The 21,741-nt window shown below is 73.3% G+C and carries 17 protein-coding genes and 1 riboswitch; of the genes, 7 read left to right on the top strand and 10 right to left on the bottom strand.

From position 1 onward, the window contains the following. Positions 1–75: 75 nt before the first annotated feature. Positions 76–804 (top strand): ZIP family metal transporter, encoded by a 729-nt coding sequence (locus tag IE178_RS24410; protein ID WP_184763601.1) that lies wholly within the window; start codon positions 76–78, stop codon positions 802–804. 17 nt (positions 805–821) lie between these two features. On the opposite strand, the gene cobI is transcribed toward IE178_RS24410, so the two are convergent. The 9 genes from cobI to IE178_RS24365 form a co-directional block, all read right to left on the bottom strand. Continuing rightward, complete coding sequence (cobI, locus tag IE178_RS24405) at positions 822–1,553, bottom strand: precorrin-2 C(20)-methyltransferase (protein ID WP_184763602.1); 732 nt, start codon at positions 1,551–1,553, stop codon at positions 822–824. Beyond that, on the bottom strand, positions 1,550–2,983 hold the full coding sequence (locus tag IE178_RS24400) for a cobyrinic acid a,c-diamide synthase CobB (protein WP_193513789.1): 1,434 nt from the start codon (positions 2,981–2,983) through the stop codon (positions 1,550–1,552). Before IE178_RS24400 ends, cobI begins: the two co-directional genes overlap by 4 nt. Beyond that, positions 2,977–3,576 carry a cob(I)yrinic acid a,c-diamide adenosyltransferase gene (gene cobO / locus IE178_RS24395; RefSeq protein ID WP_184763604.1) on the bottom strand — a complete coding sequence of 200 codons (600 nt, stop codon included), beginning with the start codon at positions 3,574–3,576 and terminating at the stop codon, positions 2,977–2,979. Before cobO ends, IE178_RS24400 begins: the two co-directional genes overlap by 7 nt. Further along, complete coding sequence (locus IE178_RS24390; RefSeq protein ID WP_193513788.1) at positions 3,576–5,630, bottom strand: putative cobaltochelatase; 2,055 nt, start codon at positions 5,628–5,630, stop codon at positions 3,576–3,578. Before IE178_RS24390 ends, cobO begins: the two co-directional genes overlap by 1 nt. 169 nt (positions 5,631–5,799) lie before the next feature. Beyond that, the gene (cobN, locus tag IE178_RS24385) at positions 5,800–9,450 is read right to left on the bottom strand and encodes a cobaltochelatase subunit CobN (protein WP_193513787.1); all 3,651 of its coding nucleotides are present in this window, start codon (positions 9,448–9,450) and stop codon (positions 5,800–5,802) included. Then, positions 9,447–10,958: a cobyric acid synthase gene (locus IE178_RS24380; protein ID WP_193513786.1), complete on the bottom strand. Its 1,512-nt coding sequence runs from the start codon at positions 10,956–10,958 to the stop codon at positions 9,447–9,449. The genes cobN and IE178_RS24380 overlap by 4 nt, the downstream gene beginning before the upstream one ends. Next, entirely contained in the window at positions 10,955–11,896 is a 942-nt protein-coding gene (locus IE178_RS24375; RefSeq protein ID WP_193513785.1) for a cobalamin biosynthesis protein, read from the bottom strand. Before IE178_RS24375 ends, IE178_RS24380 begins: the two co-directional genes overlap by 4 nt. Before the next feature lie 125 nt (positions 11,897–12,021). Next, positions 12,022–12,160, bottom strand: a riboswitch (cobalamin riboswitch). Positions 12,161–12,377: 217 nt separating this feature from the next. Further along, positions 12,378–12,599 carry a hypothetical protein gene (locus IE178_RS24370; protein ID WP_184763609.1) on the bottom strand — a complete coding sequence of 74 codons (222 nt, stop codon included), beginning with the start codon at positions 12,597–12,599 and terminating at the stop codon, positions 12,378–12,380. Positions 12,600–12,630: 31 nt separating this feature from the next. Then, positions 12,631–13,884, bottom strand: a complete 1,254-nt coding sequence (locus IE178_RS24365) for an inorganic phosphate transporter (RefSeq protein WP_184763610.1) — start codon at positions 13,882–13,884, stop codon at positions 12,631–12,633. 423 nt (positions 13,885–14,307) lie between these two features. Between IE178_RS24365 and IE178_RS24360 the strand changes: the two genes are divergently transcribed. The 3 genes from IE178_RS24360 (at position 14,308) to IE178_RS24350 (ending at position 17,920) form a co-directional block, all read left to right on the top strand. Continuing rightward, on the top strand, positions 14,308–15,039 hold the full coding sequence (locus IE178_RS24360; RefSeq protein WP_193513784.1) for a class II aldolase/adducin family protein: 732 nt from the start codon (positions 14,308–14,310) through the stop codon (positions 15,037–15,039). Positions 15,040–15,102: 63 nt separating this feature from the next. Beyond that, positions 15,103–16,230: an alpha/beta hydrolase gene (locus IE178_RS24355; protein WP_184763612.1), complete on the top strand. Its 1,128-nt coding sequence runs from the start codon at positions 15,103–15,105 to the stop codon at positions 16,228–16,230. A gap of 169 nt (positions 16,231–16,399) precedes the next feature. Next, positions 16,400–17,920, top strand: coding sequence for a hypothetical protein (locus IE178_RS24350; protein WP_193513783.1), 1,521 nt, complete (start codon positions 16,400–16,402; stop codon positions 17,918–17,920). Between the two features lie 16 nt (positions 17,921–17,936). Here IE178_RS24350 and IE178_RS24345 read toward each other — a convergent pair whose 3' ends face one another. Further along, positions 17,937–18,356, bottom strand: coding sequence for a VOC family protein (locus tag IE178_RS24345; RefSeq protein ID WP_184763614.1), 420 nt, complete (start codon positions 18,354–18,356; stop codon positions 17,937–17,939). Between the two features lie 199 nt (positions 18,357–18,555). On the opposite strand from IE178_RS24345, the gene IE178_RS24340 reads away from it, so the two are divergent. From IE178_RS24340 to IE178_RS24330, 3 genes are all read left to right on the top strand, one after another. Continuing rightward, complete coding sequence (locus tag IE178_RS24340) at positions 18,556–20,154, top strand: ABC-F family ATP-binding cassette domain-containing protein (protein WP_184763615.1); 1,599 nt, start codon at positions 18,556–18,558, stop codon at positions 20,152–20,154. Between the two features lie 418 nt (positions 20,155–20,572). Next, positions 20,573–20,794, top strand: coding sequence for a helix-turn-helix domain-containing protein (locus IE178_RS24335; RefSeq protein WP_029385158.1), 222 nt, complete (start codon positions 20,573–20,575; stop codon positions 20,792–20,794). Between the two features lie 106 nt (positions 20,795–20,900). Next, on the top strand, positions 20,901–21,704 hold the full coding sequence (locus tag IE178_RS24330; protein ID WP_184763616.1) for an enoyl-CoA hydratase/isomerase family protein: 804 nt from the start codon (positions 20,901–20,903) through the stop codon (positions 21,702–21,704). Positions 21,705–21,741: the final 37 nt, after the last annotated feature.

Here is a 21,741-nt window from a genome sequence, read left to right as displayed (position 1 = left end):
TCAGCGGATCAAGAAGTGGGCGGTGACCGGCTGTCACGCGTGCGCGAGCGGCCACCGATCGGATACGAAGAGCACATGGCGGTCTTCGTCGCGCTCGGCGCGTTCCTGATGACGCTGGCCGGTGGCTGGACGGCACACCGCGTGACCGACCGCCGCCATCTGGTGCTGGGCCTGGCCGGCGGGCTGATACTGGGCGTCGTCGGCCTGGAACTCCTCCCGGAGTCCCTGGAAGCGGCGGGCGCCGAGCTGTACGGCGTACCGGCGGCCCTGCTGCTCTTCGTGGGCGGCTTCCTGCTCGCCCATCTGGTGGAACGCCTGCTCGCCCACCGCCAGGCCGCTCACGGCGCGGAGGAGTCCGACGGCCGTACCCCCGAGGTGGGTCTCGTCGCCGCCGCCGCGATGGTCGGTCACAGCGCCATGGACGGCGTGGCGATCGGCGCCGCCTTCCAGGTCGACGGCGGTATGGGCGCGGCCGTCGCGGTGGCCGTGATCGCCCATGACTTCGCGGACGGCTTCAACACCTACACGCTCACCAGTGCCTACGGGAACGCCCGCCGCCGGGCGCTGGCCATGCTGGTCGCGGACGCGGCGGCACCGGTGGTGGGCGCTGCCTCGACACTGTTCTTCACGCTCCCGGAACCCCTGCTCGGCGGCTACCTCGGCCTGTTCGGCGGCGCGCTGCTGTACCTGGCCGCGGCCGAGATCCTGCCCGAGGCGCACCACGCGCACCCGGCCCGTTCCACGCTGCTGTGCACGATCGCGGGAGCACTGTTCATCTGGCTGGTGGTGGGCGCCGCGCACTGAGCCCGGCCCGGACGGGCTCACAGTTTGCCGCCCCGCCCGCCGTCGCGCGGGGGCGGCGCGATGAGCGTCGAGAGATACGGCAGGGGCGCCCCGTCCAGCTCCGCGGCCGGCCGGACCGACTCCTCCGGCAGCCCGAGCGCCGACCCCCACACGGCGTCGTCGATCCGCCCGGTCTCCCGCAGCGCCTCGGCCACCTCGCCCGCCTGCCGCCCGAACTTGTACGCCACGACGGTCCCGGGCCCGGCCAGGGCGTCCTTGAGCACGGCGGCGCCCGCGGTCACCGGCACCAGCGTCAGCGGCTCGGTCCCCTCGGTGAGCACCGCGCCCGAACGCGCCGCCAGATCCTGCATCGCGGTGATCCCCGGCACGGTCTCCACGAGCGTCCCCGGCACCGACTCCGCGACGGTCTGCGCGAGATACGTGAACGTCGAGTACACGTTGGGGTCGCCGATCGTCGCGAAGGCGACGGACCCGTGGTCCCGCAGCAGCCCGGCGACCCGCTCACCGGCCGCGTCCCAGGCCGCCTCGCGCCGCGCCCGGTCGGTGCGCTCGTTCAGCGCGAACACCACCCGGACGATCTTCTCCCCGGGCACGTAGTGCAGCACGGTCGCCTCGGCCCGCCCCCGCTCACCGGTGTCCATCACCGGGACGACGACGACCTCCGCCGCGCGCAGGGCGTTGACACCCTTGACGGTCACCAGCTCCGGATCCCCGGGACCGACCCCGACCCCGATCAGCCTGCTGCTCATGACGTCCGGCACCTCTCCACGAACCGACGGGCGACACCGGGCTCGGACGCCCAGTGCGTGTGCAGATAGCTCGCGTGCACACCGCGCTGTACAAAACCCTCGACGCGCCGCTCGGGCACCCGCACGCCCCACGCGGGAGCGGCCCCCGCCCCCGGCTCCACGACCGTCCGGTGGAACTCGTGCCCCCGCATCCGCGTCCCCGCGCCGGCCAGCACGCTGTCGCTCACGGCCACGGCGTCCCGGTAACCCAGGGTCAGCCGCTGCGACATCCGTGCGGAGGCATCCAGCACCCCGCACATGGGCATGCCGTCCAGCTCCCGGCACAGATAGAGCAACCCCGCGCACTCGGCCGCCACGGGAGCACCACTGGCGGCAAGTTCGGCAACGGCCTTGCGCAACGGCTCGTTGGCGGACAGCTCGCAGGCGTACACCTCGGGGAAGCCCCCGCCGATGACCAAGCCGGCGGTCCCCTCGGGCAGTTCCTCGTCCCGCAACGGATCGAAGACGACGACCTCGGCCCCGGCGGCGGCGAGCAACTCGGAGTGCTCCGCATAGGAGAACGTGAACGCGGCCCCACCGGCGACAGCCACGACCAGCCCGTCCGGCGACTGAGGACGAGGCCCGTCCAGGGCCGAACGGCGGTCCGGGGGCGCGGCCCCCAGGGACGGGAAGGGACGGGGCGGCGGGGGCGGGACAACCTCAGCCGCGTCCCACGCCGCACCCGCCGGCGAACCCGCACTCCGCGCGAGCGCCACCAACGCCGACAGGTCGCACCCGGCCGCCACCTGCGCGGCCATCGCATCGACAGCCGCGACAGCCAGGGAACCCCGCTCGGCAACCGGCACCAACCCCAGATGCCGAGACGGCGTCTCCACCTGCGCGCCCCGCCGCACCACCCCCATCACCGGCACCCCGACGGAGTCCAACGCCTCCCGCAACAACGCCTCGTGCCGATCCGACGCGACCTTGTTGAGGATCACGCCCCCGACCCGCACCTGCGGATCCCAGCTCACGAATCCGTGCACCAGCGCCGCCACCGACCGCGACTGCGACGACGCGTCCACGACGAGCACGACCGGCGCGCGCAGCAGCTTGGCGACGTGGGCGGTGGACGCCAGTTCGCCCTCCCCGGCCGCCCCGTCGTACAGGCCCATCACACCCTCGACCACGGCGATGTCGCACCCGCGCGCACCGTGCGCGAACAGCGGACCGACCAGCTCCGGCCCGCACAGATACGCGTCGAGGTTCCGCCCCACCCGACCGGTGGCGAGCGCGTGGTACCCGGGATCGATGTAGTCCGGGCCCACCTTGTGCGGGGACACGGCGAGTCCCCGCGCGGTGAGCGCGGCCATCAACCCGGTCGCGACGGTCGTCTTGCCACTGCCCGAGGAGGGCGCGGCAATCACCAGCCGGGGCACGGAGGTCACCACTCGATGCCCCTCTGCCCCTTCTGCCCGACGTCCATGGGGTGCTTGACCTTGGACATGTCGGTCACGAGGTCCGCGAAGCCGACCAGTTTCTCCGGCGCGTTCCGCCCGGTGATCACCACATGCTGGGTGCCCGGCCGGTCCCGCAGCACGGACACCACCTCGTCGGTGTCCACCCACCCCCAGTGCATCGGGTAGGCGAACTCGTCGAGCACGTACAGCTTGTACGTCTCCGCGGCCAGGTCACGCTTGACCTGCTCCCACCCCTCGCGGGCCTTCTCCTCGTTGTCCATCTGAGCATCGCGCTGAACCCAGGACCAGCCCTCGCCCATCTTGTGCCAGTCGACGCTCCCGCCCTCGCCGGAGGCACCGAGCACCCGCAGGGCGTTCTCCTCGCCGACCTTCCACTTCGCCGACTTGACGAACTGGAACACCCCGATCGGCCACCCCTGGTTCCAGGCCCGCAGCGCCAGCCCGAACGCGGCGGTCGACTTGCCCTTGCCGACGCCCGTGTGCACGACGACCAGCGGACGATTGCGCCGCTGACGCGTCGTCAGCCCGTCGTCCGGTACGACACTCGGCTGCCCCTTCGGCACTACGCGGCCCTCCTCGAAGTCCCCTGCACGTCCCTGACCAGCCCGGCGATCGAGTCGGCCCGCAGCTCGTCCAGCGTCACGGCGGTACCGCCCAGGTCACCGGCCAGCCGCCCGGCGAGCCCCAGCCGCACCGGCCCCGACTCGCAGTCCACGACCACGGAGGCGACGCCCTCGGCCGCGAACAGCCGCGCCGCACGCCCCGCCAGAGCCACCGGCTCGGGGCCACCGGTCGCCCGCCCGTCCGTCACCACGACGACGAGCGGACGCCGCGCCGGATCCCGCAGCCGCTCCACGCGCAGCACGTCATGCGCCTTGAGCAGCCCGGCCGCCAGCGGGGTGCGCCCACCGGTCGGCAGCGACTCCAGCCGGACCGCCGCCGCGTCCACCGACGACGTCGGCGGCAGCGCGACATCGGCCGCCGACCCCCTGAAGGTCACCAGCCCCACCTTGTCCCGCCGCTGATAGGCGTCGAGCAGCAGCGACAGCACGGCACCCTTCACGGCGCCCATCCGCTGCCGCGCGGCCATCGACCCGGAGGCGTCCACGACGAACAGCACGAGGTTCGCCTCACGCCCCTCACGCGTGGCCTGCCGCAGATCGTCCCGGCGCACCACCAGCCCCGGCCCCGACCGGCCCCGGGCCCGCTGGTGCGGCGCCGCCGCCCGCACGGTCGCCGCCAGGTGCAGCTTGGTCAGCGCGCCGTTCGGCCGGCGCGCCCCGGTCGTCCGCCCGTGCTCGGTCCGCGCACGGGACCGCCGCCCGGCGGCCCCCTCACCGATGCCCGGCACACTCAGCACCTTCGTCCGGAACGGCTCGGCGGCACCCACCGGCGACCGCTCGCCGGAGCCGGCCCCCGCGGGCTGCGGCTCCCCGGGCCCCCCGGGCCCCCCGGACCCCCCGGACCCCCCGGGTCCCCCGGAGTCCCCGGACTCCTCGCCCGGTCCGGCCTCGGGCGCCGTCCCCGTGTCACCGCCCTCGGGACCGTCGGCAGGCGGCTGCCCGCCGCCACCCCCCGGCCCGTCCGGATCGGTGTCCGGGTCGTCGTCCCCGAACTCCTCCAGCGTCTCGTCCAGCTTGTCCTCGTCCAGACCCGGCGCGTCGAAGGGCGAACGACGCCTGCGGTGCGGCAGGGCCAGCAGCGCGGCCTGCCGCACGTCCTCCGCCAGCACATCGGTCCGCCCGGCCCACGCAGCCAGCGCGGTCGCTGTCCGAGCCATCACGATGTCGGCGCGCATGCCGTCCACTTCGAAGGCGCTGCAGGTGGCCGCGATCTGCCGCAGCGCCGCGTCGCCCAGCCGCACCGACGGCAACAGCTCCCGCGCCGCCACGATCCGTTGCCGCACGGCGGCCTCCTCGTCGGCCCAGCGCGCGGCGAAACCGGCCGGGTCGTCCTCGTGGGCGAGCCGCCGCCGTACGACCTCCATCCGCTGGTCAGGCTCCCGTGAGGCGGCCACCTCGACGGTCAGCCCGAACCGGTCGAGGAGTTGCGGCCGCAGTTCGCCCTCCTCGGGATTCATGGTCCCGACGAGCAGGAACCGTGCCGCGTGCCGTACGGAGACGCCTTCGCGCTCGACGTACGACGCACCCATCGCCGCCGCGTCCAGCAGCAGGTCGACCAGATGGTCATGGAGGAGGTTGACCTCGTCGACGTACAGGATCCCCCGGTGCGCGTCGGCGAGCAGCCCCGGCTCGAAGGCCTTCACGCCCTCCGCCAGCGCCCGCTCGATGTCGAGCGCCCCGACCAGCCGGTCCTCGGAGGCGCCGACGGGCAGCTCGACCATGCGGGCGGGGCGGTGCGCGCCCGCGCCCGGCTCGTGCGGCCCGTCCGGGCACCCCGGGTCGGGCCGGGCGGGGTCACAGGAGAAGCGGCACCCGGGAACGACGGCCACCTGGGGCATGAGCGCGGACAGCGCCCGTACCGCGGTCGACTTGGCGGTGCCCTTCTCGCCGCGCACAAGGACACCACCGACCTTCGAGCTCACGGCGTTGAGGAGCAGCGCCAGACGCAAGTCGTCCTGTCCGACGACTGCTGTGAACGGATAGGGCGTGCTCACGCGGCGATCACTCCTTCGGGTGGCTGATTCGAGAAAGGCACGCGACCCGTGTGTCGGTCAGTGGTGGTGGGTGCCTGCTCCCCGCTGACGCGGGGATGGTCCGGCGTACTGCGCGCCGAGTCGCCCGTACATCCGGTGCTCCCCGCGTCAGCGGGGGTGTCCAAGGGGGTCACTCGTCCCCCTCCAGATCTCCCTCGAGCTCGAGGTAGGTCGCCCGGAGCCGGTCCAGGGTCTCCTGATCCGGCTCCGCCCAAAGACCGCGATCCGCTGCCTCCAGCAAGCGTTCCGTGATGCCCCTCAAGGCCCACGGGTTCGACGTGCGCATGAACTCCTGGTTCTCCGGCGAGAAGACGTACTCCGCCGCCAATCTCTCGTACATCCAGTCGTCGACCACGCCCGCCGTGGCGTCGTACCCGAACAGGTAGTCCACCGTGGCCGCCATCTCGAATGCACCCTTGTAGCCGTGCCTTCTCATGGCGCTCATCCACCGCGGGTTGACCACCCGGGCCCGGAAGACCCGGTGCGTCTCCTCGCCCAGCGTCCGCGTCTTCACCTGGTCCGGGGTCGCCGAGTCGCCGACGTACGCCTGGGGGCTCGCCCCCGTCAGATGCCGCACCATGGCGACCATGCCACCGTGGTACTGGAAGTAGTCGTCCGCGTCCGCGATGTCATGTTCACGCGTGTCGACGTTCTTCGCCGCCACCGCGATCCGCCGGAACGCCGTCTCCATGTCCCCGCGCGCCGGCCGCCCCCCGAGCCCGCGGCCGTAGGCGTATCCGCCCCACACGGCGTACACCTCGGCGAGGTCGGCGTCGGAGCGCCAGTTCCGCGCGTCGATCAGCGGCAGCAGACCCGCGCCGTACGCGCCCGGCTTCGAGCCGAAGATGCGGGCCGTGGCCCGCCGGCGGTCGCCGTGCTCGGCGGTGTCCTCGTCGGCGTGCGCCCGTACGTAGTTGGACTCGGCGGGCTCGTCCAGGTCCGCCACCGCCCGCACGGCGTCGTCGATCAGCCCCACGACGTGCGGGAACGCGTCCCGGAAGAACCCGGAGATACGGACCGTCACGTCGATGCGCGGCCGGCCCAGCTCCCCGAGCGGGACCACCTCGAAGCCGGTCACCCGGCGCGACGCGTCGTCCCACACCGGGCGGCAGCCCAGCAGGGCCAGGATCTCGGCGATGTCGTCGCCCTGGGTGCGCATCGCGGACGTGCCCCACACCGTCAGGCCGACGGACTTCGGGTACGCACCCGTGTCCTGCAGATACCGCTGGACCAGCGAGTCGGCGAGCGACTGACCGACCTCCCAGCTCAGCCGCGAGGGGATCGCCTTGGGGTCGACGGAGTAGAAGTTCCGCCCGGTCGGGAGCACGTTGACCAGACCGCGGGTGGGCGAGCCCGACGGTCCCGCCGGGACGTAACCGCCGTCCAGCGCCCGCAGGATGTTCCCGATCTCGTCGGTCGTACGGGCCAGCCGGGGCACGACCTCCTCGCACGCGAACCGCAGCACGGCCTCCGCGTCGGCGAGTTCCGTGCCCAGCACCTCCCGTACGAGAGCACCGCTGTCGGCCGTCGCCCAGCCGCGCTCCTCCATCCCCTGGGCGATCCGCCGGCACAACTGCTCCAGCAGGTCGATCGCGTCGGCGCCCGTCCGGGCCGGGCCGTCCACCAGGTCCGTCAGCTCCACCGGCACCTTCACCGGCGCGCCCGGCTCGGCCAGCAGCTCCTTCTCCACCAGCCCGAAGTGCGAGGCCAGGCAGGCCCGCAGCCCCGGCAGCGCGTTCGCCTGCCCGCCCCACACCTGCGAGGCGCGCAGCACCGCCAGCACGAGGTTGACGCGCGGCTCGCCGACCGGCCCGCCGCCCAGGATGTGCAGCCCGTCGCGGATCTGCACGTCCTTGATCTCGCACAGATAGCCGTCGATGTGCATGACGAACTCGTCGAACGCGTCGTCGTCCGGCTGGTCGTCCACGTGCAGGTCGTGGTGGAGCTCGGCCGCCTTCACCAGCGTCCAGATCTGCGCGCGCACCGCCGGTGCCTTCGCCGGGTCCAGGTCGGAGACGAGCGCGTACTCGTCGAGCAGCTGCTCCAGCTTCGCCAGATCGCCGTACGTGTCGGCGCGGGCCATCGGCGGCACCAGGTGGTCGACCACCGTCGCGTGCCCGCGCCGCTTGGCCTGGGTGCCCTCGCCGGGGTCGTTGACGATGAACGGGTAGATCAGCGGCAGGTCGCCGAGCACCGCGTCCGGCGCGCACCCGGCGCTCAGCCCGAGACCCTTGCCCGGCAGCCACTCCATGGTGCCGTGCTTGCCCATGTGCACGATCGCGTCGGCGCCGAAACCGTGCTCCAGCCACCGGTACGCCGCCATGTAGTGGTGGGACGGCGGCATGTCGGGGTCGTGGTAGATCGCGATCGGGTTCTCGCCGAAGCCGCGCGGCGGCTGGATCATGACGACGACGTTCCCGAACTCCAGGGAGGCGAGCACGATGTCGTCCCCGTCGACGTACAGCGAGCCCGGCGGCTCGCCCCACGCCACGGTCATCGCGTCCCGCAGCTTTGGGTCCAGCCTCTCGAACCACGCCCGGTAGTCCGCCAGCGGCACCCGCGCGGGCGCGGCGGCCAGCTGGTCCTCCGTGAGCCATTCGACGTCGTGCCCGCCGGCCTCGATCAGCCGGTGGATCAACTCGTCGCCGCCCGAGGGGTAGCCGTCGACCGCGTATCCCGCCTCGCGCAGCGCGTCCAGCACCCGCACCGCCGAGGCGGGGGTGTCGAGCCCCACCGCGTTGCCGACGCGCGAGTGCTTCGTCGGGTACGCGGTGAAGACGAGGGCGAGCTTCTTCTCGGCGTTCGGCTTGTGCCCCAGCCGGGCGTGCCGTACGGCGATCCCGGCCACCCGTGCGGCCCGCTCGGGGTCGGCGACGTAGACCGGCACCTCGTCCGGGCCCTGCTCCTTGAAGGAGAAGGGGACGGTGATCAGCCGGCCGTCGAACTCCGGGATCGCGACCTGCATCGCGGCGTCCATGGGGGACAGGGCGGCGTCGGACGCCTCCCAGGCGGCGCGCGACGACGTCAGGCACAGCCCCTGGAGCACCGGCACGTCCAGGTCGGCCAGCGCCCCGATGTCCCAGGCCTCCTCGTCGCCGCCGGCCGAGGCCTGCGAGGCGTGCGTGCCGCCGGCCGCGAGCACCGTGGCGATCAGGGCGTCGGCCTTCGACAGCAGCGCGTAGAGCCCGGCGTCGGCGCCGCGCAGCGAACCGCAGTAGACGGGGAGGGCGTTGGCGCCCTGCGCCTCGATCGCGTCGCAGAGGGTGTCCACGAAGGCGGTGTTGCCGCTCAGTTCGTGCGCGCGGTAGAAGAGCACGCCGACCGTCGGACGGCCCTCCAGCGCGGCACGGGAGCCGTGGACGCCGTACTCCGGCATCTTCCGCGGCTCCTCGAAGCCCTCGCCGGTCAGCAGCACCGTGTCGGACAGGAACCGCGCCAGCTCGGTCAGGTTCTCCGGGCCGCCCTCGACGAGGTACCTCAGCGCCTCCGCGACCACACCGGCCGGCGCCGTCGACTCGGCCATCAGCTCGGCGTCCGGCACGGCCTCCCCGCCGAGCAGCACGGTCGGGATCCCGGACGCCCTCAGCGCCGCGAGCCCGTCCTCCCAGGCGCGTTTGCCGCCCAGCAGCCGTACGACGGCGAGGTCCGCGCCGTCGAGCAGCGCGGGCAGCTCGGCCGCCACGTCCACGCGGGTCGGGTTGCCGATCCGGTAGGAGGCCCCGGAGGCACGGGCCGCCAGCAGGTCCGTGTCGGCGGTCGACAACAACAACACAGTGCTCATGCGGGCGCTCCCGGTGGAATGAATGGCAGTCCTTGCGGCGCGCCCGACTCGATGAGCCGCCACAGCGCGTCCGTGTCCGCGTGCTGTTCGATCAGGTCGCCGAGCCGGTCGAGCTGCTCCTCGCGCAGCGCGGCGAACGAGGTGTCGGGGGCCGGCACGAAGCGGCGTCCCGCGGCGGCGGCGACCTCGCGCAGGAAGGCCCGCCGGAAACCGTCCGACTCCAGTGAGCCGTGCCAGTGCGTACCCCAGGTCTGACCGACCCGGCAGCCGTCCAGGAAGGGCTCACCCTCCAGCACCTCGGCGACCCCGTGATGGATCTCGTACCCCTCGACCCGCTCCCCGAGGGCTTCGCCCTCCGGCCGCGCGAGGGTCTTCTCGCGGGCGAAGCGCACCCGTACGGGCAGCAGTCCCAGCCCGTCGACCCGCCCCTGCCGGCTCTCCACGTCGTCCTCGATGCGCTCACCGAGGATCTGGAAGCCCCCGCAGATGCCGAGCACGGGCCGCCCCTCGGCCGCCCGCCGCCGCAACGCCTCCGCGAGTCCGCGCGTCCGCAGCCACTGGAGGGCCCGCACGGTCCCGCGGGTCCCCGGTAGGACCACGAGGTCGGCGTCGGCCAGTTCCTCGGGCCGGTCCACGAACCGCACCACGACACCCGGTTCGGCGGCGAGCGCGTCCACGTCCGTGAAGTTGGACATCAGCGGCACCGCGCACACGGCGACCCGCAGCACGTCCTCGCCGACCGGCGCGGCCACCACCGACTCCCGCACGGCGCCGCGCAGCGACACGCGGAGCCCGTCCTCCTCGTCGATGCCGAGCCCGTGCCGGAAGGGCAGCACGCCGTACGTGGGCCGTCCGGTCAGGCCGTGCAGCATCTCCAGACCCGGCTCGAGGAGCGACACATCGCCCCGGAACTTGTTCACCAGGAACCCGGCGACCAGCTCCTGGTCCTGCGGGGAGAGCAGCGCGACGGTGCCGAAGAACGACGCGAAGACGCCACCCCGGTCGATGTCGCCGACGACGAGCACGGGCAGCCCGGCGTTCCTGGCGATCCCCATGTTGACGATGTCCGTCCGACGCAGATTGATCTCGGCCGGGCTGCCGGCCCCCTCACAGATCACCGCGTCATACGTGCCCCGCAACTGCTCCAGACAGTCCAGCACCGTGCCCAGCAACCGCTGCCGGCGCCCGCCGTGGTATCCGCGTGCGCTCAGTTCGCCGACCGGTTTGCCCAGCAGCACCACCTGGCTGCTCTGCTCGCCGCCCGGTTTGAGCAGCACGGGATTCATCAGCGCGGCCGGCTCCACCCGGCAGGCCTGGGCCTGCATGGCCTGCGCCCGCCCGATCTCGGCGCCCTCCCGGGTCACGAACGAGTTCAGCGACATGTTCTGCGCCTTGAACGGCGCGACCTTGACCCCCTGCCGCACCAGCCACCGGCAGATCCCGGCGGTCACCACGCTCTTGCCGGCGTCCGAGGTGGTCCCGGCGACCAGCAGACCCCCACCGCTCATGACGTACGTCCCTTCACGACGAGCCGCGCGGCGGCACCGACCCCCAGGGCGAGCCAGCCGACCCGCCGCGAGAGCCGTACCGCCCGGTCGATGTCGGACACGGCCACGGCACGCCCGCCGCCGCCCAGGACGGGCCGGTGCTCGACCCGCCCGCCGTAGGAGAGGGTGCCGCCGAGCCGCACCCCGAGCGCGCCCGCGAAGGACGCCTCGACGGGCCCGGCGTTGGGGCTCGGATGCTTCGCGGCATCCGCGCGCCACGCCCGCACGGCGCCCCGCGGGTCCGGTCCGGCGAGCGCGGCGAGTACGGCGGTCAGCCGCGCCCCGGGCCACCCGGCGACGTCGTCGAGGCGGGCGGAGGCCCAGCCGTAGCGGCGGTAGCGGGGGGACTTGTGGCCGACCATCGCGTCCAGCGTGTTGACGGCCCGGAACCCGAGCAGGCCGGGCACCCCGGCGACGGCGCCCCACAGCAGGGCGCCCACCACGGCGTCGGAGGTGTTCTCGGCGACGGACTCGACCACCGCGCGGGCGATCCCGTCGGCGTCCAGGGCCTGCGGGTCCCGGCCGCACAGGTGCGGCAGCCGGGCCCGGGCCGCCTCGACGTCCCCGGTCTCCAGGGCCCGCGCGATGGCGCGGGCCTCACGGGCCAGCGAGGTGCCGCCGACGACGGCCCAGGTGGCGACACCGGTCAGGGCGACGGAGGCGGCGGGGGAGGAGCGTACGCAGCGCGCGGCGAGGCTTCCCAGTACGACGGTCCCGCCGACGCACACGGCGGTGTGCACGGCGCCCCGCCCGCGGTCGTCCCGCCACAGCACCCGCTCCACGGCAGCCGCGGCCCGCCCGAAAGCGGCGACCGGATGCCCACGGCGGGGATCGCCGAGCAGCAGGTCGCCGAGGAGGCCGGCGGCGGCGCCGTACGCGAACACGCGATCGGCACCCATGGGGTCAGCCGGCCGATGATCCGGAGGAGCAAGTGGCCCCGGGGCGGGGCGGTGCTTCGCTGGTCGACCTCAACAGGCAGCCGCGCATGGCGATAGGTCCTCACTCAGGGTGTCCACGCCCTGGTTCGACGAGACCGGCGGTGAGAGTTCCTGGCTCCCGGGGTTGTCCACCCCGGTGACAGTGGCGGGACCGCGCCGGACTCGCACCGGCTTCCTCTCCTGCCGCCGTATTGGCTGGGGCAGTCCACCACGGCCCCGGAAGGGCCGTCAACCTGCCGCTGACCTGCGAGGCTGAAGTGTGCTGAGGCCCACAGCGGGGCTCCGGTGGGTGAACGGTGAGTGGGCTGCGGCGGGTGCGCCGCGGGCGGGAGCTCGGTGGGTGACCCGTGAGCGCGGGTCGGTACACGCGAGCGGGCGGTGCGGGGGCCGAAGCTCCCGCACCGCCCGCTCGGACGGTGATGACCCGCGATGTCGGCCCGGGTCAGGCCATGATCAGGTAGATCCCGTACCCGACCGCCGCCGCGCACGCCGCGAAGCAGGCGTAGGCGCCGGTGACCGCCAGGGCCGCGGACTGGCCCTGGGCGGCGGCCCGCTCGCGGCGGGACAGGCCGGTGATGCCGAGGGTGAACAGGCCCACCAGGGCCACGGTGACCACGAGGCTGACGCCGAAGACGGAACCGAGGGCCGCCCAGTCGATCTTCATGGTGCTCTTCTTCCTTCGTGCCGGGTCGCGGTCAGACGGTGGTCTTGGCCGGCGGGGCCGCCGGGTCCGTGGGCACCGGGGCCGGGATGGAGGCGGCGAGCTCGTCGGTCACGGTGCCGGCCGGGGGCGGGGTCACCGCGGCGATCGCCTGGGTCACCACGCCGGACGCTTCCTCGCCGGGGACGTCGTGGTCGTTGACGTTGGTGTGGTCGACGACCTCGCGCCGGGACACCTTCCAGATCGCCGCGCTGGAGGCGATCAGGAAGACGGCCACCACGGCGGTGCCCCAGTCACCGAAGCCGCAGATCCACTCGGCGAGCGCCGCGACCAGGGCTGCCGCCGGCAGCGTCAGACCCCAGGCGATGAACATCCGGGTGGCCGTCGACCAGCGGACGACACCGCCCTTGCGGCCCAGTCCCGCGCCCATCACGGAACCGGAAACGGAATGCGTGGTGGAGAGCGAGAAACCGAGGTGCGAGGAGGCCAGGATGACCGTCGCGGCGCTGGTCTGCGCGGCGAAGCCCTGCTGCGGCTGGAGGTCGGTCAGGCCCTTGCCCATCGTGCGGATGATGCGCCAGCCGCCGAGGTAGGTGCCGAGCGCGATGGCGACGCCCGCGGAGAGGATGACCCACATGGGCGGGTCGGAGTCGGGGGCGAGGGTGCCGCCGGCGACCAGGGCGAGCGTGATGATGCCCATCGTCTTCTGGGCGTCGTTGGTGCCGTGGGCGAGGGAGACCAGGCCCGCGGAGGCGATCTGCCCGGCGCGGTAGCCCTTCTCGGAGGCCTTGCCGTCGGCCTTCTTGCCCAGGCGGTAGGTCAGCCGGGTCGCGAACATCGCGGCGAGGCCGGCCACCAGGGGGGCGGCGATCGCGGGGATCAGGACCTTGGTGACGAGGACTTCGCCGTGGACCGCGCCGAAGCCGGCGGAGGCGACGGTGGCACCGATCAGACCGCCCATGAGGGCGTGCGAGGAGCTGGACGGCAGGCCGACCAGCCAGGTCAGGAGATTCCAGAGGATCGCGCCGACCAACGCGGCGAAGATGACCTCGGGACGGATGCCGGCCTCGTCGACGAGGCCCTTGGAGATCGTGTTGGCGACCTCCACGGAGAGGAAGGCGCCGACAAGGTTCAGCACGGCGGACATGGCCACCGCGACCTTGGGCTTGAGCGCACCGGTCGAAATGGTCGTCGCCATCGCGTTCGCGGTGTCGTGGAAACCGTTCGTGAAATCGAACGCGAGTGCGGTTACCACCACAATCGCGAGGATCAGCGAGAAGCTTTCCATTTACCCAGGCAATCGTTCGAGGTCATTGGCTGGTCGACCGTAGGTAACCAGGGTGAACGGAAGATGAACTGGAATGGGCTTCGTGGTGACCGTAAGAGGGGGTGGTCGCTCCGCCGGATGGCGGGGCCGCCGCCGTGTGGTGCGGGGCCCCGCCGCATCGGACGGTCAGGCACCTTCGGCGATCTTCTTCAGCCGGTCGAGTGGGCCGTCGAAGAGATTCTGGTCACCCGGGAACCTGCCCCCGTCGTCGTACTGCCCGAAGGTCATGACACTCCGGAAGATCGTTGAATGGCTGACGATCTCTGGTCACACACCACCGAAGGGTGATGTGTTCCGGTATGCGCCCTTACGGAGGGTCGGCTACCGGCCTGGAGTGCCCCGGCTCCACGGCGCACCGCCGGGCGCGCCTGGCAGGATCGCGGCATGGCTGAACAACGGCGGGACGGGCGGGAAGCGGGAGGCGCCGGGGGTGGCGCCCGGGGCGCGAGGGAACCGCGGGCACGGCGTGCGCGCGAGGAGGAGGCGCGCGCCTGGGCGGAACTCGTCGGGGCCGCGCGCCGGACCGTCGCCGACGGACTCGTCGTCGGCACCTCCGGCAACGTCTCGGTGCGGGTCGGCGAGACGGTCCTGGTCACACCGTCGGGAGTGCCGTACGACCGGCTGACGCCGGACGACGTGACCGGCGTCGACCTCGCCGGCCGACAGGTGCTCGGCACGCTGGTCCCGACCAGCGAACTGCCCATGCATCTCGCCGTCTACCGGACCACCGGCGCGCGCGCCGTGGTGCACACGCACGCCGTGCACGCGACGGCCGTCTCCACCCTCGTGGAGGAGGTGCCGCTGATCCACTACATGGCCGCGGCGCTGGGCGGACCTGTTCGGGTCGCCCGTTACGCGACGTACGGCACTGACGAGTTGGCCGAGAACATGCTCCGCGCCCTCGACGACCGCACCGGCTGCCTCCTGCAGAACCACGGCACCGTCACCCACGGCACGACCCTCGCCCAGGCCTACGACCGCACGGCCCAGCTGGAGTGGATGTGCCGCGTATGGCTGACCGCGTCATCCATTCCCACCCTGTCCCCCCACCTCCTGACCCCGGACCAGCTGACAGAGGTCGGTGAACGCCTGCGGGGCTACGGCCAACGGGACTGACCCGCCGGGATCCGGGTGCCGCGTCCACTGGCCGGGTGTGTGTTCCGACAGGACACTGGGAGCGTGCGCACTGTCAGAGCGACGGCCGCTGCCGTCACCGCCGTGATAGGGGCCGGTGCCGCCGCGGTGGCCGCCGGCCGGTTCGCCAGCGCCGCCGCCCTCAGGACGCCCCCGGGCGGGCCCCTCCCCACCGAACCGAGGCTCACCGTGCACGCCACCGCGGCCGACCGGGTCAGCCTCACCCGGGATCTCGCCGCGCTGCGCCCCGGCCGCTACGGCCTCGCCGGTGACGGCTTCCACGCGGTCGTCGGACCCGTGCAGGGCGGCACCCCGCACTCCGCCGACACCGTCGTGCGCCGCCTGGAACGCGTCACGCACGGCACCCTGGAACCCGGCGACCACGCCTGGCTCACCCCGAACCTGTACGTCGGCGACCCCGGCACCGCCCTCGGCCTCGACCACACCGACCTCGACATCCTCGGGGAACTCGGCCCCCTGCCCGCCTGGTTCGTGCCGGGCGACCGGGACACCTGGGTGATCGCCGTCCACGGCCTCGGCGCCACCCGGGAACACACCATGAACGTCATGGAGGCCCTGCACCGCCACCGCTTCCCGGTGCTCGCCCCCGCCCACCGGGGCGACCCGGGCGCACCGCGCCCCCCGGACGGCCTCAACCACCTCGGCGAGACGGAGTGGCGCGATCTCGACGCGGCGCTCCACCACGCGGTGCGCTCGGGTGCCCGGCAGGTCGTCCTGTACGGCTGGTCCATCGGCGCGACCATGGCGCTGCGCGCCGCCGCCCGTTCCGACGTACGCGCCCGCGTCGCCGGGCTCATCCTGGACTCCCCGGTGCTCAACTGGGAGGCGACCCTGCGCGCCCTCGCCGCGGCCGGCCGCACCCCGGGCGTGCTGCTGCCGCTCGCGGTCCGCGCGGCCCAGGGCCGCACGGGCCTGTACGGCGACCGCAGGCCCGGCGCCGTCCACCTCGACCGTGTCGCCGTCCCCACACAGATCTTCCACGGCCCCGACGACACGGTGGCCCCGTGGCGGTTCTCCCGCCGCCTCGCCGCCGACCACCCGAACACCATCACCCTGCACACCGTCACGGGCGCCCCCCACGCCGCCATGTGGAACGCCGACCCGGCCACCTACGAAGAGGTGCTACGGCGCTTCCTCACCCCCCTGATGTGACGGCGCCCCCGAGCGCGGCCCACAGCCGGTGCCGAGGATTCCGTTTACGGCCGTACCACTGGCCTGATTCCCTCCCCCGACCGCATCCGGGGCCGACGCGCGGGCCGCCCCCGGGCCCTCGTGCGCATTCCGTTTGGGTTTTCGGACCGTCAACCGGAAGACTGCACCCGTGACGTCCCGTATCCCGCGCGACTCCAGGCTTCGACTTGTCCGCCCGCGACCCCTGGCCGCCGCCCCCACAGCGATCAACCAGCGGCGCTCGCGCCGCCCCGCGCCGCGCCCCCCGGAGGGCACCCCCGCACCGGCGGAGCTGGCCAGAATGGCGCGCTCCGGTCTGGCCGCCGCGGCCCGCGTCGCCCGCTGGGCCGACGCCGCCCTCGGCCCCGGCGGGGACAGCGCCACCGTCGACGGCAAGGCCACCCTCTCCGACGCGACCGCCGAACGGGCGGCCCGTGCTCTGGGCCTGACCCCCGCTCAGGTCCGCGCCGACTGGGACACCGCCCGCCTGGCCGGTCTCATCGAGGTGCACGGCGACAGCGCCCGCCCCGGCTGGCGGCTGCGCGCCTGGGACCGCGACGACAGCGCCGTGCTGCGCGGCTGGGTCGCCCTCTGCGACGCCTGGTCGCTCGCCCATCCGGAACCCGAGGAGTACGAGCCCGCCGCCGTCGCCGAGGTCGTCACGGCCATGCCGCAGGTGCTCTCCTTCCTCCAGCTGTCCGCCGGCCCGGTACCGGTACCGCAGCTCCTCGATCTCCTGCAGCAGCGCGTCACCGAACTCCGTACGGAGCGCTGCGAGATCGACTACGCCCCGCAGCCCGAAGCGGCCGGCGCCGAAGCGCCCGCGGCCGACGCACCGCCGCCCGCACCGCGGCCCGACGCGTCCGCGACCCCCGACGGTCCGCCCGAACCGGATTCCGGGCCCCGGCTCCAGCGGCCGCGCCCCGCGCCCGCCGAGCCGGCCGCCGCCGACGCCCCGCTCGAGCCGCTGCTCGACTGGGCCCTCGAAGCCCTCGCCTCCGTCGGCGCCCTCACCTACGGCGACGGGCAGGCCACGCTCACCCCGCTCGGCAGCTGGGCGGTGTGGGTCAAGCTGGAGCAGATCTGCGTCGCCGCGCAGAGCCCCGCCGGGAACATCGAGCAGGGCGCCGAGGACATGCTGCGCGGCTGCGCCCAGCTGCGCCCCAACGCCGCCCGCGCCGAATACCGCGCCTGGCTCGCCGCCCGCCCGGTCGGCAGCGCCGTCACCGAGCTGATCGGCGCCGCCCGCGGCGAGGACGCCCTGCTGCGCGGCCTCGCCTTCGAGGCGCTGCGCGTCGTCGGCGCACCCGCCGAGCCCGAGGTCCGCGCCGTGATCGACGAGCCGACCCTGCGGCCCTACGCCCTGCTGTGGCTCGCCGAGCACGACGGCGCCGACCCCGAGGACGCCCACGAGGTCCTCACCCGGCAGGAGGCGACCTGGCTGTGGGTGGACACCGCCGCCGCCGTCGCCGACCACGGGGAGGCCCCCCTGCTGGTCCGGCACCTGGAGTCCGCGGTGCAGCCGACCGTCCCCGCGCTGCTCCAAGAGGTGCGCGCCGTCGGCCACCCGCGCACCGTGCAGGTGCTGGTCGCCCTCGCCGCCGCGCACCCCGACCCGGCCCTGGCCAAGGCCGTCCGCCGGGCCGCCTTCCAGGTGCACACCGGCGGCTGAGCCGCCCGCGGGTCTCTCAGGCCCCGGGGCCGGTCTCGGGCGCGTACGTGCCGAAACTCCACACGTGGCCCTCGAGGTCCCGGGCCATGTAGTCCCGTGAGCCGTAGTCCTGGTCCGTCGGGGGCATCAGGATCTCGGCGCCCTGTTCCGCCGCCCGCCGGTGGTGTGCGTCGACGTCGTCCACGACGACGTACACCCCGGCCGGACCCGCCCCCTTCATCGCCGTGTCGAACACCCCGCCGCGGCCCTTCGAGCCCAGCATCACCGCACCGTTGCCCTGCACCAGCTCGGCGTGCATCACCGTGCCGTCCTCACCCTCGTACACCGACAGCTCCGTGAAGCCGAAAGCCTCCGTGAGCTGCCGGATGGCCGCCTTCGCGTCCGCGTAGAGCAGCGTCGGGAAGACGCTCGGACGTCCGCCGCCCGTGCCTGCCATGGCGATCACTCCCTCGTGTCGGGACCTGTGCACCGACTCTCGCACGCAGCAAAACCGCTTGCACGGCACCGTTAGAATGGCTCGCATGGCCATTCTCCTCGCGCATTAGACGGCGGGAACGTCCTCAGCCGCCCACCGCCACCCTCCCCCACTCCCGGCTTCGCCCGAGCGGGGGGACCCATCGCCCAGGAGTCTGACCGTGATCTCCGCCTCCGGCATCGAGCTGCGCGCCGGTGCCCGCGTCCTCATCGAAAGCGCCACCTTCCGCGTCGCCAAGGGCGACCGCATCGGACTGGTCGGCCGCAACGGCGCGGGCAAGACCACCCTCACCAAGGTCCTCGCCGGCCAGGGCATCCCCGCCGGCGGCACCGTCACCCGCTCCGGCGAGGTCGGCTACCTCCCCCAGGACCCCCGCACCGGCGACCTCGACGTGTTCGCCCGCGACCGCATCCTCTCCGCGCGCGGCCTCGACGCACTGATCCGCAAGATGCGCGAGAACGAGCAGCGGATCGCCAACGGCCAGGGCGCCACCCGCGAGAAGGCGCTCAAGCAGTACGAGCGCCAGGAGACCGAGTTCCTCACCAAGGGCGGGTACGCCGCCGAGGCCGAGGCCGCCACCATCGCCGCCGCGCTGAACCTGCCCGACCGGGTGCTCGGCCAGCCGCTGCACACGCTCTCCGGCGGTCAGCGCCGCCGGGTCGAGCTGGCCCGGATCCTGTTCTCCGACGCGGACACCCTGCTGCTCGACGAGCCGACCAACCACCTCGACGCCGACTCGATCGTCTGGCTGCGCGACTACCTCAAGAGCTACCGCGGCGGCTTCATCGTCATCTCCCACGACGTCGACCTGGTCGAGACGGTCGTCAACAAGGTGTTCTACCTGGACGCCAACCGCGCCACCATCGACGTCTACAACATGGGCTGGAAGCTCTACCAGCAGCAGCGCGAGGCCGACGAGAAGCGCCGCAGGCGCGAACGGCAGAACGCCGAGAAGAAGGCCGCCGCGCTCAACTCCCAGGCCGACAAGATGCGGGCCAAGGCCACCAAGACGGTCGCCGCGCAGAACATGGCGCGCCGCGCGGAGAAGCTGCTGGCCGGCCTCGAGGAGGTCCGCCAGTCCGACAAGGTCGCCAAGCTGCGCTTCCCCGAGCCCTCGCCCTGCGGCAAGACCCCGCTGATGGCCGAGGGCCTGTCGAAGTCGTACGGCTCGCTGGAAATCTTCACCGACGTCGACCTGGCGATCGACAGGGGCTCCCGGGTCGTCATCCTCGGCCTCAACGGCGCCGGCAAGACCACTCTGCTGCGCCTGCTCGGCGGGGTGGAGGAGCCCGACACCGGCAAGGTCGTCCCCGGCCACGGCCTCAAGCTCGGCTACTACGCCCAGGAGCACGAGACCCTCGACCCCGACCGCACGGTCCTGGAGAACATGCGCTCGGCCGCACCCGACATGGACCTCGTCGAGGTCCGCAAGGTGCTCGGCTCGTTCCTGTTCTCCGGTGACGACGTGGACAAGCCCGCCGGGGTCCTCTCCGGCGGCGAGAAGACCCGACTGGCGCTCGCGACGCTCGTCGTCTCCTCGGCCAACGTGCTGCTCCTCGACGAGCCGACCAACAACCTCGACCCGGCCAGCCGCGAGGAGATCCTCGGCGCCCTGCGCACCTACAAGGGCGCGGTCGTCCTGGTCACCCACGACGAGGGCGCCGTGGAGGCCCTCCAGCCGGAGCGGATCATCCTGCTGCCGGACGGCGTCGAGGACCTGTGGGGCGCCGACTACGCGGACCTGGTCGCCCTCGCCTGAGCCGCCGGGGCGGGCTGCCCGCCGCGGGCAGCCCGGGCCCCGAAACGGGCGGCCTCGGCTCCGAAGCGGTCAGCCGGGGTTGATCGAAGGTGTGATCCACAGCGTATGGATCATTCGGCCCATCGGTGATCCATCATTCGTGTGAGATCTCCTCATCCCGACGTGTGTCCTACACCGATTTCGCGGCCGAGTCCCCGGCGGACCGGGGCTCGGCCGCCGTTCCTTTCTGACCTGGCACTTCGCGGGGGAACCCGTTCGGAGGTATCGACGGCACACCCTGGAATCTGTGATTCCGAATGTGGGGATGCACTCCCGTCGTCACAACCTTGTCTCACCGACCTTGCCGAATGGGTGGCCATCAGGGCCGGGAGGGGTGATCATGAGGAGACCAGAGCGCACTTCCCATGAGGAGGCACGGGTGGCCGAGACTCTGAAGAAGGGCAGCCGGGTGACCGGCGCCGCGCGCGACAAGCTCGCGGCAGACCTGAAGAAGAAGTACGACGCCGGTGCGAGCATCCGGGCGCTGGCCGAGGAGACCGGCCGCTCGTATGGCTTCGTGCACCGCATGCTCAGCGAATCGGGCGTGACGCTGCGAGGGCGTGGCGGGGCGACACGGGGCAAAAAGGCCCCTTCGGCCTGACCCCGGGCGCCCCGCGATCCCGATGGTGGCCACCCGGTCGGCCGACCGACCGGCCGGGTGGTTACTGTGCAGTCACTTGGATGACCGCACCCATCGGAGGCGCCCCATGGCTTCATCCGCCCAGGACCTCGGTCCGGTACTCGACAAGGACGGCGTACGGCTCACCGTCGACGACGCGATCGCCACGGTGACGCTGACCAACCCCACCAAGCGCAACGCGCAGAGCCCCGCTCTGTGGCGGGCGCTGACCGAGGCGGGTCGGCTGCTGCCCGGCTCCGTCCGGGTCGTGGTGCTGCGCGGGGAGGGCAAGTCCTTCTCCGCGGGGCTCGACCGGCAGGCGTTCACGCCCGAGGGCTTCGACGGCGAGCCGTCGTTCGTCGACCTGGCGCGCGGCGGCGACGCCGAGCTGGACGCGACCATCGCCGAGTACCAGGAGGCGTTCACCTGGTGGCGGCGCAGCGACATCGTGTCCATCGCGGCGGTGCAAGGACACGCCATCGGGGCCGGTTTCCAGCTGGCCCTCGCCTGTGACCTGCGCGTCGTCGCGGACGACGTGCAGTTCGCCATGCGCGAGACCAGCCTCGGCCTCGTCCCCGACCTGACCGGCACGCATCCCCTGGTCGGGCTCGTGGGATACGCCCGCGCGCTGGAGATCTGCGCGACCGGGCGCTTCGTGACGGCCGAGGAGTCCGTGCACACCGGCCTGGCCAACCTCGCCGTGCCCGCGGCCGACCTGGACGCGACCGTCCGGGACCTCGCCGGCGCCCTGCTGGCCGCCCCCCGGGACGCCCTGATCGAGACCAAGGCCCTCCTGCGCGGCGCCCAGGACCGCACCTACGCCGAGCAGCGCGTCGCCGAACGCGCCGCCCAGGCCCGCCGCCTGCGCGACCTGGCCGGCCTCGGCGAATAGCACACGGGCGGCGCCCCGACTCCGGTGCCGGCCGGCC

It is taken from the genome of Streptomyces griseoloalbus (assembly GCA_014650015.1).
GTDB classification, from domain to species: domain Bacteria; phylum Actinomycetota; class Actinomycetes; order Streptomycetales; family Streptomycetaceae; genus Streptomyces; species Streptomyces griseoloalbus.
Note: the sequence above shows the minus strand (reverse complement) of the source record. Positions and strands in the feature narration are given on the sequence as shown.